The sequence below is a fragment of the Herbaspirillum huttiense genome (assembly GCF_047300815.1).
Classification (GTDB): Bacteria; Pseudomonadota; Gammaproteobacteria; order Burkholderiales; family Burkholderiaceae_D; genus Herbaspirillum; species Herbaspirillum huttiense_A.
This window is the reverse complement of the sequence record NZ_CP178608.1, coordinates 2643446-2657530: the sequence shown is the minus strand read 5'-3', so window position 1 is coordinate 2657530 and position 14085 is coordinate 2643446. Positions and strand designations below refer to the sequence as shown.

At 63.1% G+C, this 14085-nt stretch carries 15 protein-coding genes; 8 read left to right on the top strand and 7 right to left on the bottom strand.

The genetic code is table 11. From position 1 onward, the window contains the following. Nucleotides 1-45: 45 nt before the first annotated feature. Both ligD and ACLRDN_RS12360 read right to left on the bottom strand, forming a co-directional pair. Complete coding sequence (ligD, locus tag ACLRDN_RS12365) at nucleotides 46-2640, bottom strand: DNA ligase D (RefSeq protein WP_413460263.1); 2595 nt, start codon at nucleotides 2638-2640, stop codon at nucleotides 46-48. After that, nucleotides 2637-3641 (bottom strand): Ku protein, encoded by a 1005-nt coding sequence (locus ACLRDN_RS12360; protein WP_413460262.1) that lies wholly within the window; start codon nucleotides 3639-3641, stop codon nucleotides 2637-2639. Before ACLRDN_RS12360 ends, ligD begins: the two co-directional genes overlap by 4 nt. Nucleotides 3642-3870: 229 nt before the next feature. Between ACLRDN_RS12360 and ACLRDN_RS12355 the strand changes: the two genes are divergently transcribed. The 4 genes from ACLRDN_RS12355 (at nucleotide 3871) to ACLRDN_RS12340 (ending at nucleotide 6990) form a co-directional block, all read left to right on the top strand. Beyond that, nucleotides 3871-5565, top strand: coding sequence for a thiamine pyrophosphate-binding protein (locus ACLRDN_RS12355; protein ID WP_413460261.1), 1695 nt, complete (start codon nucleotides 3871-3873; stop codon nucleotides 5563-5565). A 3-nt stretch (nucleotides 5566-5568) separates the two neighbouring features. Continuing rightward, nucleotides 5569-5826 (top strand): hypothetical protein, encoded by a 258-nt coding sequence (locus tag ACLRDN_RS12350; RefSeq protein WP_413460260.1) that lies wholly within the window; start codon nucleotides 5569-5571, stop codon nucleotides 5824-5826. A gap of 146 nt (nucleotides 5827-5972) precedes the next feature. After that, complete coding sequence (locus ACLRDN_RS12345) at nucleotides 5973-6200, top strand: hypothetical protein (protein WP_413460259.1); 228 nt, start codon at nucleotides 5973-5975, stop codon at nucleotides 6198-6200. Between the two features lie 70 nt (nucleotides 6201-6270). Then, the gene (locus ACLRDN_RS12340; protein ID WP_413460258.1) at nucleotides 6271-6990 is read left to right on the top strand and encodes a type 1 glutamine amidotransferase domain-containing protein; all 720 of its coding nucleotides are present in this window, start codon (nucleotides 6271-6273) and stop codon (nucleotides 6988-6990) included. A gap of 202 nt (nucleotides 6991-7192) precedes the next feature. Here the strand turns inward: ACLRDN_RS12340 and ACLRDN_RS12335 are convergent, their stop codons facing one another. From ACLRDN_RS12335 to ACLRDN_RS12325, 3 genes are all read right to left on the bottom strand, one after another. Continuing rightward, complete coding sequence (locus ACLRDN_RS12335) at nucleotides 7193-7441, bottom strand: hypothetical protein (RefSeq protein WP_413460257.1); 249 nt, start codon at nucleotides 7439-7441, stop codon at nucleotides 7193-7195. Nucleotides 7442-7578: 137 nt separating this feature from the next. After that, nucleotides 7579-8145: a DUF4142 domain-containing protein gene (locus ACLRDN_RS12330; protein WP_413460256.1), complete on the bottom strand. Its 567-nt coding sequence runs from the start codon at nucleotides 8143-8145 to the stop codon at nucleotides 7579-7581. A gap of 157 nt (nucleotides 8146-8302) precedes the next feature. Beyond that, a complete protein-coding gene (locus ACLRDN_RS12325) occupies nucleotides 8303-8575 on the bottom strand; it encodes a SemiSWEET family transporter (protein WP_413460255.1) in 273 nt (90 codons plus the stop codon). Nucleotides 8576-8837: 262 nt separating this feature from the next. On the opposite strand from ACLRDN_RS12325, the gene ACLRDN_RS12320 reads away from it, so the two are divergent. Continuing rightward, on the top strand, nucleotides 8838-9368 hold the full coding sequence (locus ACLRDN_RS12320) for a CBS domain-containing protein (RefSeq protein WP_413460254.1): 531 nt from the start codon (nucleotides 8838-8840) through the stop codon (nucleotides 9366-9368). Nucleotides 9369-9695: 327 nt separating this feature from the next. Here the strand turns inward: ACLRDN_RS12320 and ACLRDN_RS12315 are convergent, their stop codons facing one another. Then, nucleotides 9696-9956, bottom strand: coding sequence for a hypothetical protein (locus tag ACLRDN_RS12315; protein ID WP_413460253.1), 261 nt, complete (start codon nucleotides 9954-9956; stop codon nucleotides 9696-9698). A 279-nt stretch (nucleotides 9957-10235) separates the two neighbouring features. On the opposite strand from ACLRDN_RS12315, the gene ACLRDN_RS12310 reads away from it, so the two are divergent. After that, nucleotides 10236-10991 carry a YoaK family protein gene (locus tag ACLRDN_RS12310; protein ID WP_413460252.1) on the top strand — a complete coding sequence of 252 codons (756 nt, stop codon included), beginning with the start codon at nucleotides 10236-10238 and terminating at the stop codon, nucleotides 10989-10991. Between the two features lie 200 nt (nucleotides 10992-11191). Here ACLRDN_RS12310 and ACLRDN_RS12305 read toward each other — a convergent pair whose 3' ends face one another. Further along, nucleotides 11192-11530, bottom strand: coding sequence for a KGG domain-containing protein (locus tag ACLRDN_RS12305; protein WP_034336800.1), 339 nt, complete (start codon nucleotides 11528-11530; stop codon nucleotides 11192-11194). Between the two features lie 385 nt (nucleotides 11531-11915). On the opposite strand from ACLRDN_RS12305, the gene imuA reads away from it, so the two are divergent. Beyond that, on the top strand, nucleotides 11916-12665 hold the full coding sequence (imuA, locus tag ACLRDN_RS12300; RefSeq protein ID WP_413460387.1) for a translesion DNA synthesis-associated protein ImuA: 750 nt from the start codon (nucleotides 11916-11918) through the stop codon (nucleotides 12663-12665). Beyond that, on the top strand, nucleotides 12592-14076 hold the full coding sequence (locus tag ACLRDN_RS12295; protein WP_413460251.1) for a Y-family DNA polymerase: 1485 nt from the start codon (nucleotides 12592-12594) through the stop codon (nucleotides 14074-14076). The genes imuA and ACLRDN_RS12295 overlap by 74 nt, the downstream gene beginning before the upstream one ends. The last annotated feature ends 9 nt before the right edge of the window (nucleotides 14077-14085 follow it).

The following is a 14085-nucleotide window of genomic DNA, read 5'->3' as shown; positions in this document are numbered from 1 at the left end:
AAGATCGTGTAGGACATTGCCGCCTTGCTGAGCTTGTGCAGCGCCTCAGGCCGGATCGAAAGCCTCCAGCATGGCTCGTGTCAACCGCTGCGGCGCCTTGCCGAAATCGGCCCAGGGGTCGCTTTGTGCGAGGCTTTCCAGCCTGCCGGGCATGGTCGCCACGCGGAAATGGTCGGCTGTCATGCCCTGCTCCAGCTCTTCCCATGTGATCGGGACAGAGACCGGCGCCCCATCCCTGGCCCGCACCGAATACGCCACCACCGTCGTCGCGCCGGGCGCATTGCGCAGATAGTCGATGAAAATCTTGCCAGCGCGCGCCGCCTTGCTCATCCGGGCGATGAAGCGGTCCGGCAACAGCCGCGCCAGGTGCGCCGCCAGCCGGTGCGCCCAGTCCTTGACCAGCTCCCAGTCATGTTCCGGACGAATCGGCACCATCACATGCAGGCCCTTGCCGCCGGAAGTCTTCAGGAAGCAGTCCAGGCCAAGCTCATCAAGCAGACCCCGCACCAGCTGCGCCCCCTCCACCACCGTGGCCCAAGGCACATCCGGTGCCGGATCGAGGTCGAAGACCACCCGGTCCGGTTTGTCCAGCGCCCGCCCGGTGGCACCCCAGGCGTGCAGCTCCAGCACGCCCATCTGCACGGTCGCCACCAGGCCGGCGATATAGTTGACCATCATGTATTGCGCCTTGCCCTCGCCTTCCGGGACTTCGATGGTCTCGATGGCCTCAGGCATGCCTTGGCCGGTATGTTTCTGGAAAAAGCATTTGCCGGCATGGCCATCGGGGCAGCGCACCAGCGACAATGGCCGCTGCTTGAGCTCGGGGAGGATCCAGGGGGCGATGCTCTGGTAGTAGCGTGCCAGCTCCAGCTTGGTCAGCCCGGTGTCGGGGAAGAGAATCTTGCCGGGATGGGTCAGCTTGACGCCAGCGACCATCACTGGCTTGGAGAGGTCCTGCACGGGTTCGCTGCGTTTGCGGCGGCGCGAAGTGGCTGCATCGGCGCTTTCTTGCGGAGGGTCGTCGGCCGCTGCGGCCGGGGTTTCGCGCACAATCTTTTCGGGCTTTTTGTCTTCACGCAGGGCGACGAAGCTGCCATGGCGCAGGATGCCGGACTGGGTCCATTGCGCAAATTTCACCTCGGCCACCAGCTCGGGCTTGAGCCAGTGCACCCCGCGCCGCTGCTGGCCGGTGGGTGGGTTGAAGAAAGCGGGTTCATCCTGCTCCCGCTGTCGGAATTGTTTGAGCATGCTGGCCAGCAGACGCTCATCAAAACCCGTTCCCACACGCCCGGCATATTGCAGCCGCCCCTGTGTGTCATGAACGCCCACCAGGATGGCGCCAAAGCCGCTGCGCTGGCCGGCTGGTTCCGTATAACCCGCAATGACGAACTCCTGCCGATGCTCGCATTTGACCTTGAGCCAGTTGCGGTCACGCCGTCCGCTATAGGGCGCGTCGGCACGCTTGACCACGATGCCCTCCATGCCGTGCTGGCAGGCATGGCGAAATACTTCATCTGCGTGCCCGGCGATATGTTCGCTGTAGAGCAGCAAGCCCTGCTCATCACTGCCCGGGATCACTTCCCGCAACAGTTCCTTACGCTGACGCAGCGGCAGTTGGCGCACATCATGGCCATTGAGGTACAGCAGATCGAAGGCATAGAAGGCCAGGCGGATACCATTGGCCTGCTGGCGGTCGCCACGGGCCAGGTTTTGCAGGGCTTCGAAGCTGATGCGGCCCTCGGCATCCAGGGCCACCACTTCGCCATCGATCCAGGCCTGGTCGACCGGCAGCCTGGCCAGCGCCTCGGCCAGGACAGGCCACCGATGGCTCCAGTCCAGGCCCTCGCGGGTATAGATGGCCGCTCGGCCAGCGTCGATGCGGCACAGGCCACGATAGCCGTCGAACTTCAGTTCGCTGAGCCATTCTTCGCCTTGCGGTGCGCTGTCAGCCAGGGTGGCCAGCTGTACCTCGACCTTGTCGGGCATGTCGATTTTCGCGCTGGCTGCATCATCATCAGGGGAGGAGTCGCTTTTGACTTTGCCTGCTGGCGCAGCATCGCCCAAGTCCTTGACGCTTTCGGGACGCAACTCGGTAATGGCGGCGGCTTGGCCGGTCTGGGCAGCCTCATCGTCTTCCTTGATGAGCAGCCAGTTCTCCTTGCCCTCCTCGGCCGGCTTGCCCATGCGTACCAGGGCCCAGCGGCCTTGCAGCTTTTCGCCAGAAAGCGCAAAGCTGAGATGCCCTTTCTTGAGCCCGGCCTGCGGGTCGCCTTGGGGCAGCCATTGGCCGCGATCCCACAACACCACGTGGCCGGCACCGTATTGATGCGCAGGGATATCGCCCTCAAAGGTGCCGTAATCAAAGGGATGATCTTCTACCCGCACGGCCAGGCGCTTGTCGTGGGGATCGAGGCTGGGGCCTTTCGGTACGGCCCAGCTCTTGAGCACCCCGTCCAGCTCCAGCCGGAAATCGTAGTGCAGGCGGCGCGCGTGGTGGCGTTGTATGAAGAATTGCAGCGGCTCGGCCGCCTTTTCCTGACCTCTATGTCCGCGATTATTTTCACGCCCTGAAGGTTCTGGCGTAATGCTGAAATCGCGCTTGGCGTGATAGCGCTCCAGCGCTGAAGGCGCGCGGCTCATGCCTGGGCCCTCCTGGCGCTGCTGCGCGCAGAACTCTTGCTGGTCGCAGCCTTGCTGCGGGTTGTGGCCTTGCTTTTGGTGGCCGTGCGAGCTGCACCCTTGCTGCTACTGGCGCGCTTGGCGGACGGCTTGCGATCGGCCATCTTGTGGACCTTGGCGCCGCCCTCTTCCGCCTTTTCCTTGGCGGGCGATGGTGATTTGCCACGGCCTTCCAGGCTGCTCTTGAGCAAGGCCATCAGGTCCACCACCTTGGCGCCGCTGCTGGCCGGGACAGCCGCCTCGTCGGGCTCGGCGACTTCATGGGTCTGACGGCTCTTGATCTTCTTCTGGATCAGGGTCAGCACATCGTCGCGATAGGTATCGTGGAACTGTTCGGGCTCCCAGTCCGAAGACATGTGGTCCACCAACGCCCGCGCCATCTCGACTTCCTGCTTGGTCACGGCCGACTTCTTCGACTTGCGCGACGGTACCGGCAAGTCATCCGGCGCGCGCAGCTCGCTGGGATAGCGCAAGGTGATCAGTTGCAGCATGTCGCCCTGGGGGATCAACGCCGCCAGGTGCTGGCGGGTGCGGATGACGATCTGGGCAATGGCCATCTTGTCGCTGGCCAGCAGGGTCTCGCGCAGCAAGGCGTAGGCCTTGTCGCCGCCCTTGGCGGGGGCCAGGAAATAGGGCTGCTCGTAGTAGAGGATGGGGACCTGCTCGCGCTCCACGAAACTCTGGATATCGATGCTCTGGGTGGCCTCCACATTGGCCTGGCGCAGGTCCTCGTCGGACATGAGGACGAACTTGCCCTCCTCGTACTGGTAGCCCTTGATGATGTTTTCCCAAGGCACTTCGCGCCCGGATTTCTTGTTGTAGCGCTTGTAGCCCACCGGGGACAGGTCGCGCTTGTCGAGCAGCGTGAAATCCAGCTCATCATGTTTTTCGGCGGTATAGAGTTCGACCGGAATATTGATCAGCCCGAAGCTGATCGCTCCCTTCCACAGTGCGCGTCGCATCGCTTTCTCCGCAGGTTCGCTGATGGGCCGATTATCAAATTCCCGCGCCGGCAGCGCAGTCGGACTGGCGATGAAGCCCGCGTAGGAATGCGCCGCGCCTGCCCGCCGTTGCGGGCGTTGCTGCCTCCCGCCCGGTCTTCTCCTACATGGATTTACCGCACAGGCCGATACAGGCCCGCCACTGCCGGACTTACTCTTGAGTGATTCCCTCCCCGTCCCAGGAGCCGCCATGCCCGCTACCGTTGCAGACATCCTCATCGACACCCTCTACGAGATCGGCGTACGCCAGATCTTTGGCGTGGTCGGTGATGCCTTGAACCCGCTGACCGACGCCATCCGCCGCGACAAGCGCATCGAATGGATAGGCGTGCGCCACGAAGAAGGTGCCGCCCTGGCCGCCGCCGGCCAGGCCAAGCTGACCGGCCGCCTGGCCGTATGCTGCGGCACCACCGGCCCCGGCGCCAACCACCTGGTGGCCGGACTCTACGAAGCCCGCAAGGACCACGCGCCCGTGCTGGCCATCTCGGGCGGCGTACCGGCCGCCAAGCGCGGCACCGACTATTTGCAGGAAAATTCACCCGACATGCTCTTCCGCGACGTGGCGGCCTACAGCCAGGTGGTCACCAGTGCGGAACAGGCACCGGCCGTGTTCCACCAGGCCATCGCCCAGGCCTATGCCCAGCGCGGCGTAGCGCACCTGAACATTCCTGCAGACATCATCGGCGCCAAGGTCAGCGGCACCGTGCCCAGCATTCATACGCTGCGTGAGCGAACTGAACTGGCGCCGCCCGCCGCTGATATCGCCGCTGCCGCTGAACTGATCAACGCGGCCAGTTCGGTCGCCATCTTCGCCGGCAATGGCTGCCGGGGTTCCATCGACCAGGTGCTGGCCCTGGCCAGCAAGCTGCAGGCCCCGGTCATGCACACTTTCCGCGGCAAGGATCTGGTGGCCTACGATCATCCGCACTGGATCGGCGGCGTCGGCCTCATCGGCGGCGCGCCAGGCACCGATGCCCTGCATGGCGCGGAGGTGATGCTGATGCTGGGCTCGGATTACCCGTATTCGGAATTCCTGCCCACCAAAGCCAAGATCATCCAGATTGACGAACGCGGTTTCGTGCTCGGCCGTCGCGCCCCGGTCACGCTGGGCATTACCGGCTCGGTGGGACCCGCCGTACAAGCCCTGCTGGAAAAAGTCGAAGGCAAGACCGACGGCAGCTTCCTGCAGAAAGCCAATGCAGATCGCGAACGCTGGAACAGCAAGCTGGACAACGCCGCCGAGATCAAGCGCCATCACAAGAAGATCAAGCCGCAAAGCGTGGCCCGCGCCCTGAGTGACCTGGCTGACGACGATGCCCGTTTCGTCATCGATACCGGCGTGGTCACGCTCTGGTGTGGCAACTGGATCCGCCAGCGCGGCCAGCAGCGCCTGCTGGCCTCGTTCAACAACGCAGCGGTGGGCACCTCGCTGGGCCAGGCCAATGGCATCCAGGCGCTTGATCGCGAACGCCAGGTGATCGTGGGCGTGGGTGACGGCGGCTTCACCATGTTGCTGGGCGAATTCATGACCAGTGTGGAGCACAAGCTGCCGGTCAAGGTGATCGTCTTCAACAACCGCGAATGGGGCCTGGTGCATCTGGAGATGGAAGAAGCCGGCATGCCCGCCTTCGAAGGCTCGGAATTCCCCAATGCCGACTTCGCCGCCTTCGCCCGCGCCTGCGGCGGCCAGGGCTTTACTGCGCGCTCGCCGGAGGACTTGCAGGAAAGCCTGCAGCAACTCCTGGCCGCGCCCGGCCCTGCGGTACTGGATGTCTTCATCGATCCGTCAGAGCTCCCCGTCATGCCGCACATCAAGATGGAGCAGATCTGGAAATTCGGCCTGGCCAAGGTCAAGGAAAGCCTGATTGCCATGCAAGGAGGATGAACCATGGACACCATCGAACAGCAACGGGAAGACTACGCCCGGCAACTGCGTGCCCGTTTCGAGCAATACAAACGCTGGGCTATCGAGCATTGGCCGGTGGCCGAGCAACCCCTGGAGGACAGCGCCTTCATTGCCGCCGAACGTGAACTGGAACTGCTTACCGGCACCATGTTGCACCCGGGCCGCAAACCCGACGGGATACCGGCAGACGGCGTCCGGCAGGCGCAGTTCGAGGACGTGACGCCAGCCCCCTGGCCGTGAAGTCAGTCAGGGGAGAAAGCGTCCTCGCGCATTCTTACGTGCGGTTGCGTCTCCCGCTTATAGGGCTGCGGAAGCGGGAGAAGTAAGCTTCATTTCACAGGCTGCACTACTGCCAGCCCATTCCATCAGACCAGAAGGAGAAGAGCATGAGTGAAAGCAAATCCAGCAAATCGGGAAAGGACCATCGTCCCAACCAGTACGACACGCCGTCCGAAGTAGCCCTGGATGAAGCCAATGAGATGAGCTTCCCCGGCAGCGACCCGGTGTCGACCTCCAACATCACGCGCATCGAAAAGGCGCCCGAGATGGACAAGGCCAAGGACGACCACCAGAACAGCCACCGCGTCAAGGAAAACACCCCCAAGGCCAACTGATCCAGCTGCGCCCGATTTCTGGGCGGCCGGTGCATGCCGGCCGCTTTTTTATTTTGATGAAGGGAGAACCATGATGAGCAATCGCTACAACCAATTGAAGGTCGCCGTGCTGGTGACCGACGGCTTCGAGCAGGCCGAACTGCTGGAACCGAAAAAGGCGCTGGAAGCCGCCGGCGCCACCGTCCACATCCTCTCCGACAAGAGCGACAGCGTACAGGGCTTCAAACACGTCGACAAGGGTGAAGTCGTCAGTGTCGATGGCAGCCTGGATAGCGCCAACCCGGCCGATTATTCGGCCGTGCTGCTGCCGGGTGGCGTGGTCAATGGCGACGCCATGCGCCTGCTGCCGGAAGCCCGCAATTTCGTGCGTGCTGCCAATGATGCCGAGAAGCCCATTGCCTCCATCTGCCACAGTGGCTGGCTGCTGATTTCGGCCGGCATCGCCAAGGGCCGTACCGTCACCAGCTGGCCCAGCCTGCAGGATGATTTCAAGAATGCGGGCAGCCAGTGGGTGGACCAGGAGGTGGTGCGTGATGAAAACTTCGTCTCCTCGCGCAAACCCACCGATATTCCGGCCTTCAACAATGAATTCATGAAGCTCCTGGATGAACAGCAGCGCCGTGAACAGCGCCAGGGTCCGGCCGGCGCCTCAGATGACGCTTCTGCCTCTGCCGAAGGCGCCTCCAAGCCGCAACTGTCTGAAAAAGGCAGTGCCCCGGCCGCACCGCCCAACCATGAAAGCGAAGCTTTTGCGGTCGCCCATGGTGAATCGGCGCAAAGCGACGGCTAAGCAAGGATTCAAGCCGATATGAAGGAAAATGAAAATCGAGGGCGAGTCCCTCGATTTTTTTGGCCGCGCGAGCCGTTGGCCATGCGGCTCACCCCTGTGACATGAAGGAACTGATCAAACGGGAAGCCTCGAAAACAAGAATGCCGCCCGGATCTCGCCGGACGGCATTGGCACCACCGAATAGGCCAGGCGAGTAGCAGGCCTACCCCCGCGGCTCCCCTTGATGCTTGTGCATGGCTTCGGCCAGCAGCGCCAGGGCAGCCTTCTCGGCCGCTTTGCGTTTCTTGCAGATGCGCACCGGCTGGGCACCCAGGTCGTTCAGGTCCATATGCCAGAGTTCATCGATACGGGTATCGATGTAGGCGACGTATTTGTGCTTGTCCAGTTTGGTGACGCGAGGCATGAAGTGACCGGCTTGCTGCAGTTCAACGGAGCGGGCGAAGTGTTTCATGGCAAGTCTCCAGAGCACACGGGCGTGGCGGACGGCATGACGGGGGGCGGGAGTGAAGCTGACTTCAGCTTAGTCGATCAACGCCGCAAGGGAAGTTTTATTTCACTTGCGGTGTTGATCGGCTGAAGGGATGACGATTATTTCTTGGCGGCATCCACAGTTTTCTTCAGGTCACGGCCCATTTGCAGGTGTTCCTGCAGGCCTGGCAGGGTCTTGCTGGCAAAAGTCTTCACGTCCGGATCCTGCGCTTCCTTGGAAGACTTCTGGAACAGCTTGACCGCATCTTCATGGGCGGACACGCCAATCATGCTGGCATAGCGCTTGTCGAAGGTATTGCCCTTGAGCTTTTCCAGGATGGCGATCTTGGCGCGCTGGGCCATGCTGGGTTCGGTCGGCAGGGTGACATCCTTGCTCGAGGCCAGTTGCTTGAGTTGTTCGTCGACCTTGGTGTGCTGGTCGATCATCTTCTGGGCGTAGTCCTTGACGGCCTGGTTGCTGCTTTTTTCCAGCGCGATCTGGCTGGCTTCGATTTCAGCATGGCCGGATTCGGCGGCATTGGTCATGAAGCTCTTGTCCTTGCTGCTCACCGATTCGGCGGCGACATTGAAGGACAAAGCGGCACCCGCCAGCATCAGGACGCCGGCGCCGATCATGCGGCCGGTACAGGATTGCAGGCGAGATTGGGTAGTCGGTTTGATTTGCATGGATAACTCCTTTGGCTTGTGGATGATGATCAGCGGCTGGTGTACCAGGCCGGAATGCTTTCACTGTAGTCAGGAAGACGTTCGGCCAACATCAGACAGCGCCAATGACCGATGTAAGAATCGATGAGCGCAAGCGGGCCGTCACGCTTGGCCGGATCTACTGCTGGCGCCGCCGGTTGCGCAGGTAAAGCACCTGGCCGACGAGGGCAGTAAAGAGCAGGAACACGTTGGACACCACGAATACCCAGTCCCCCTGCAGCACGCTGTAGGTCACGAAGCCCGCCGACGCGGCAAGCTGGCCGGCAAAGAGCCAGTGCGAGACGCCTTGCGTGGAGCGGCTGCGCCATTGTTCATAGACTTGCGAAGAAATGGTCAGCAGGAGGATGAGGGTTGCGCCCCAGCCAATGAGGTCGGTGATCTGATCGGACATGATGGTCAACAGGAGCCGCGGGGCATGGAAGCTGATGGAGAGCCGATGGTGGACCAAGGTGGCGGCGTCCACAGTCGGCCGCTGCCGCGACGCGTTGTAGGAAGTTTTCCCGGCCCCGTTCCCAGCGTAGTGGGAGTCTTCGCACGGCCCTGCGCGAATCGGCCGACCCGACAAAGCGCGCATGTGGCATTGCGGAATGCAGCCTGCATGCCTAGTCTGGAACTGGAGTTGAAATAATCCGTTCACCCACTTGGAGGTCCCTATGCACGCTACCCGAACCATTGCCGACGTCATGACACGCGGCGCCCATACCCTAAGCCCTGACGATTCCGTCGTCCGTGCCGCCCAGGCCATGGAATCCCTGGACGTCGGTGCCCTGCCCGTCTGCGACGCCCAGCACAACCTGGTCGGCCTGGTCACCGACCGTGACATCGTCTTGCGCGCCGTGGCCCGCAATCGTCTTTCCGACAGCCTTCCCTTGAGCGAAGTGATGAGCCACGATGTGCTGTGGTGTTATGAAGATGAGCCGGTCGATGATGTGCTCGACGATATGGTGCAGCGCCAGATCCGCCGCCTGCCCGTGATGGACCGCGAAAAAAACCTGGTCGGCATGGTGAGCCTGGGCGACGTCGCCGCCAAGACGCAGAACAGCGGTGTGAGCGGTGCGCTCGCCGAGATTTCCCTGCCGGCGGCACCGGTGCGCCGCACTGAAGGGGTGTCGCCTTCTGGCGACTATGAATTGCCCGAGGTACGCAACAGTGACATGCATGAAGTCAATATCGGCCGAAGCTAAGGCCCGCGCGGATTTGCGGGGCATGCGGCAAGAGGCGATGTAGGTGTTTTCCTACGCGTTTATTGGACACTGTCCGATCTTCTTTTTTGCGCTGCATCGCTACTATGCATCTCAACGAACTCGAAACCGAGGACCCCACATTCCGACACGAACGTCCCCCTCCGTCGTGTCATGAATACGGTCCATCCCCCATCGGTTTATCCCCACGAGTCGTTTTCATAAGCAGAAATTCTCCGACGATTCCCCCGATCTCGGCGTCTTATATCCCTCCCCCTCAGGCCGCCTACCCCAGGCGGCCTTTTTTTTATCCGCGTTTTATCCTCGTTTTCAGCTGCCGCGCCCGGCGATATAAGCCAGAGCATCTGCATAGGCCAGTTCGCTGGTGGCGCGCAGCATGCTGCAGACATGCGTGGAGACCGGCTCCTGGGGCGCCTGCGGCGAAGCGCCGATGAGCACGATGCCACGGAAGCCGCCTTCCTCGGATTGCTGCACGCCCGGCTGCATGACGGGACCGCCCTCTGGTCCACCCGGCGGACCGCTCAGTTCGCCCAGCTTTTCGCCGCCGGGAATATCGATGGGGATGCTCATGGTCTGCTCCTCTGTTGAAGGTTGAAGGCCCGGTTTGGGCGAGCCGGCACGACCCGCATCCCTGACGCATGTCAGGCATTGCTGCATCCTTCCCCGCGCCGGGCCAGGAAGAAGTATTCTTGTCAGCATAAGAAACACTGAAGGCAAAGGCAGCAAGAAGCCACCGGCACTCTGCGTAGGAAGGGGCGAAGATGAGCCTGTTCCGGGTGCAGCCAGCGGGGAGCCGAGGGCTGGGGGATGCTGCCGCCTGGTGTTGTGGCCTTTACGTCCGGATCCGTCATGCCCATCGATTACCTGCGCCGTCTCACCAGTCCGGCGCGCACCGACCTTTCCAACCGCCACCTGGGGCGTTCGTTGGCCTTCATTGCGGGCGCCGTCAATGCGGGGGGCTTCCTGGCGGTGGGCCAATACACTTCGCACATGTCGGGCATCGTCTCTTCGCTGGCCGACAACCTGGTGCTGGGAGAAACCCTGTTGCTGGTGGCCGGCGCCAGTGCCTTGCTGTCGTTCCTGCTGGGTGCGGCCTGTTCGGCAGTGATGATCAACTGGGCCAGGCGGCGCGGCCTGCATAGTGAATACGCCATGCCGCTGATGCTGGAGGCGATGCTGCTGCTGTGTTTTGGCATCCTCGGCAGCAACCTGGAGAATCACCGGCTGCTGTTCGTGCCGGTGACGGCGGCCTTGCTGTGCTTCGTGATGGGTCTGCAGAACGCCATGATCAGCAAGATTTCACGGTCGGAGATCCGTACCACCCACGTCACGGGGCTGGTCACCGACATCGGCATCGAGATCGGCAAGATGTGCTACTGGACGCTGGCTCCTCGCCAGCCCGGCGAGGTGGTGGCGGAAGATCCCGTGCCGGGTGCGCGGCGCAAGTTCATGCTGCTGTCCTCGCTGTTGCTGATGTTCTTCCTGGGGGGCGTGACGGGTGCTTTCGGCTTCAAGGCGCTGGGCTTCCTGGCGACCATGCCGCTGGCGGCCGCGCTGTTCCTGCTGGCGCTGGTGCCGATGATGGATGATCTGGTACGCAATTGAAGCCTCCCATCGGAGGCGGGCAGCAGGCAACAAAAAAGGCGCTCTTCGCGCCTTTCGTTTTATTTTTATCAGTGTGGGTGCACCGCCCGGTTCCTGAAGCCAGTGGAGCGCAGGGTCCTTCGTTGGAACGGCTGCCTGATGCGATCAGGGTCCTGATACGGTGGCTGAGCCTGCCTGAGGTGGCCGCTGGGGCCGCTTTCTCAGCCTTGCTGCTGGGGATTGCTGTCCGACTGCTGCGGCTGCTGGGCGCCATTGCCCTCTTGCGGCGTACTCTGGTTCATTTGCGGCTGGGCCGATGCACTGGCGCCATTGCCACCATTGCCGTTCTGAGCAGCGGCGGCCGCGGCGGCATTCTTGCGGCCATGGCTGTTCAGACCACCCTTGCGTCCGGCTTCCCGGGCTTCGGCGGAGGTGAACTCATGGGCGGCACCCTTGGCGTGAGCGGCCTTGCCTCCCATGCTGGCGATCTGGCGCTGCTTTTCCCTGTCCATGGCGGCAAAGCCGCGATTGCTGTTCCCCGGATTCTGTGAATTTGCCATGTGTGACTCCTTGTCTTGGATGATCGAATGGAGCAGACATTTGCCAGCCCGCAGCCCTACTGCCCTGCGCGAGCACGCGGAATGGCAAGCCAACCTTTGTCCACATCTGCAGTGTAAAAAGCCTCACTGATCCTCACTATCGGAAGAGCTCCCCAGCCAAGGTCAGCAATGACTGACGGACATGTAGGAATACATGAAGATGAGCTTGCCTTTTCGTTATGAATTTCTTCGATTTCTCGTCATCCAGGCATTGCAGAAAGGAAATTTCATCTACTTTCAGGCGCGAAGGCAGTTTTTTTCACACCCCAAAACAATTACTGTATATTTATACAGTCCTTGCTTTTACCTGCATTTTCTTCTGCCTCACATCCGCGATTTTCTTTCCATGTTGACACCTGGCACTCCGGTTCCTCGTCCGGAAATCATCCACCCTTCGCTCTGGCTGGCCTCCCAGCTGGCGCGCGGTGGAGCGCGCGGTGTCGCCAGCGGATTCGAGGCCCTGGATGCCGAGCTGCCCGAACGCGGCTGGCCGCCCGGGGTGCTCATCGAGCTGCTGCTGCCGCAGGACGGCATTGGCGAGTTGCGCCTGTTGCGCCCGGTACTGGCGCGTGCGCCCGCCACTGCCCGGCGCCCGCCGCAGGCTGGCCGGATCGCCCTGCTGCAGGCGCCGCACCAGGTCAATGCCCCCGGCTGGGCGCATATGGGTGTGGACGCGTCACGGCTGCTGCAGTTGCAGGCCGATCATGCGGCCGACGCCTGCTGGGCTGCCGAGCAGGTCTTGCGGGCCGATAGCTGCCAGGCCCTGCTGATGTGGCAGCCGCGCTTGCGCAAGGGCGATCATGACCTGCTGCGGCGACTTCACGTGGCAGCGCAGGCCGGTCAGACGCTGTTCTTCATGCTACGGCCGCTGTCCTGCGCGCGCGAGCCTTCCCCCGCACCCCTGCGGCTGACGCTCAAGTCAGCGCGCGACGGGCTGGAGATCGGTTTTCTCAAGCGCCGCGGCCCGCTGCGCGAACAAAGCCTGTTTCTCCCTTTGCTGCCTTCACCGAATTTGCAACGCCATGTCACCCCTGTGGATCGCCGTACACCTGCCACTGCTGCCGCTGGAAGTCTTCCGTCCGAACTGGCTGGATGAGGCAGCGGCCGTGGTCTTCGAGCGCGACCGCGTATCGGCCCTGACGGCACCCGCACGCGCGCTGGGCGTGCACGAAGGCATGCGGCGCGGCGGGGTGCAATTGCTGGCACCGCAAGCGCATCTGAACGAGCGGGATATCCTGAGGGAGCAAACCACCTTGCAGCAAGCTGCCCTGGCCCTGCTGCAATACACGCCCCAGGTCACGCTGGCCGAAGAGGCCTGCATCCTGCTGGAAGTGGGCGCCAGCCTGCGCCTGTTCGGCGGCATCCGGGCCCTGTGCCGCAAGATCCGGGTAACCATCGCCCGGATGGGACTGTCGGCCACCTTGTCCTGCGCCGTCACGGCGACCGGATCTTGGCTGCTGGCACGCTACGGCTATGTGCGTACCCTGAGCCACCGTTCCCTGCAGCGCCGCCTGGACCGCTTGCCAGTCGTTCTGCTGACTGCCGCGCGTGCCCATCTGGAATGGCTGCACGGGCTGGGCTGCCGCCAGCTGGGCCAGGTGCAGCGCCTGCCCCGCGCCGGCTTGCAGCGCCGCTGCGGCAAGGAATTGCTGGGCATGCTGGATCGCGCCTATGGTGCCGCGCCCGAAGTGCATGACTGGATCGTGGCGCCACCGACCTTCCAGGCCCGGGTGGAGCTGCCGGACCGCATCGAGCACACCGACATCCTGGCCGCCTATGCCCAGGGCTTGCTGGCCCAGCTGGCCGGCTGGCTGACCGCACGCCAGCTGGCCATCAAGAAGCTGCGCCTGTGGCTGGAACATGAACGCGGACGGCAGGCCGTGGCGCCCACCGAGCTGCAGGTAGCGCTGTCGGTCCCGGCCTGGCAGGAAGACCACCTGCACACCCTGGTCAAGGAAAAGCTGGCCCGTTCCTCCCTGCCCGCCCCCGCCATCGCCCTGGGGCTGGCCGCCGATGAACTGGAAAGCCAGCAGGCGGCCAGCGAGATGCTCTTCCCTGAACCCGGCGGCAGTGCCGAGGATCACCAGCGCCTGCTGGAACTGCTGGTGGCGCGTCTGGGCGCGGACAAGGTGCAGCAGGCCGCCCCGCGCGCCGATCATCGGCCCGAGATCGCTAACCGCTGGTGCAGCGTGATGCAGAGCCCCGCCAGCCTGCCGGCTTCCCTGACTACCGATGCGGCGCGCTTGCCGCCGCGTCCGCTGTGGCTGCTGCCCGAACCCTTGCCCTTGCGGATGCAGCAGCACAAGCCCTTCTATCGCAGTGCACTGGAATTCACTTCGCCGCCCGAACGCATCGAAGCCGGCTGGTGGGAAGGCCGGCCCCTGACGCGCGACTACTTCACGGCGCGCGATGCCAGCCATGCCTATTACTGGATCTTCCGCCAGTGGCGCGGCGGCGAGTGGTCCGACGAGGAGCCGCAGTGGTTCCTGCACGGCCTGTTCGGGTAGGAGCACCGC

Bases quoted from the DNA above. Each gene is read 5' to 3' on its own strand.
- ligD (WP_413460263.1), bottom strand. From the start codon at position 2,640: ATGAGCCGCGCGCCTTCAGCGCTGGAGCGCTATCACGCCAAGCGCGAT.
- ACLRDN_RS12360 (WP_413460262.1), bottom strand. From the start codon at position 3,641: ATGCGACGCGCACTGTGGAAGGGAGCGATCAGCTTCGGGCTGATCAAT.
- ACLRDN_RS12355 (WP_413460261.1), top strand. From the start codon at position 3,871: ATGCCCGCTACCGTTGCAGACATCCTCATCGACACCCTCTACGAGATC.
- ACLRDN_RS12350 (WP_413460260.1), top strand. From the start codon at position 5,569: ATGGACACCATCGAACAGCAACGGGAAGACTACGCCCGGCAACTGCGT.
- ACLRDN_RS12345 (WP_413460259.1), top strand. From the start codon at position 5,973: ATGAGTGAAAGCAAATCCAGCAAATCGGGAAAGGACCATCGTCCCAAC.
- ACLRDN_RS12340 (WP_413460258.1), top strand. From the start codon at position 6,271: ATGATGAGCAATCGCTACAACCAATTGAAGGTCGCCGTGCTGGTGACC.
- ACLRDN_RS12335 (WP_413460257.1), bottom strand. From the start codon at position 7,441: ATGAAACACTTCGCCCGCTCCGTTGAACTGCAGCAAGCCGGTCACTTC.
- ACLRDN_RS12330 (WP_413460256.1), bottom strand. From the start codon at position 8,145: ATGCAAATCAAACCGACTACCCAATCTCGCCTGCAATCCTGTACCGGC.
- ACLRDN_RS12325 (WP_413460255.1), bottom strand. From the start codon at position 8,575: ATGTCCGATCAGATCACCGACCTCATTGGCTGGGGCGCAACCCTCATC.
- ACLRDN_RS12320 (WP_413460254.1), top strand. From the start codon at position 8,838: ATGCACGCTACCCGAACCATTGCCGACGTCATGACACGCGGCGCCCAT.
- ACLRDN_RS12315 (WP_413460253.1), bottom strand. From the start codon at position 9,956: ATGAGCATCCCCATCGATATTCCCGGCGGCGAAAAGCTGGGCGAACTG.
- ACLRDN_RS12310 (WP_413460252.1), top strand. From the start codon at position 10,236: ATGCCCATCGATTACCTGCGCCGTCTCACCAGTCCGGCGCGCACCGAC.
- ACLRDN_RS12305 (WP_034336800.1), bottom strand. From the start codon at position 11,530: ATGGCAAATTCACAGAATCCGGGGAACAGCAATCGCGGCTTTGCCGCC.
- imuA (WP_413460387.1), top strand. From the start codon at position 11,916: ATGTTGACACCTGGCACTCCGGTTCCTCGTCCGGAAATCATCCACCCT.
- ACLRDN_RS12295 (WP_413460251.1), top strand. From the start codon at position 12,592: ATGTCACCCCTGTGGATCGCCGTACACCTGCCACTGCTGCCGCTGGAA.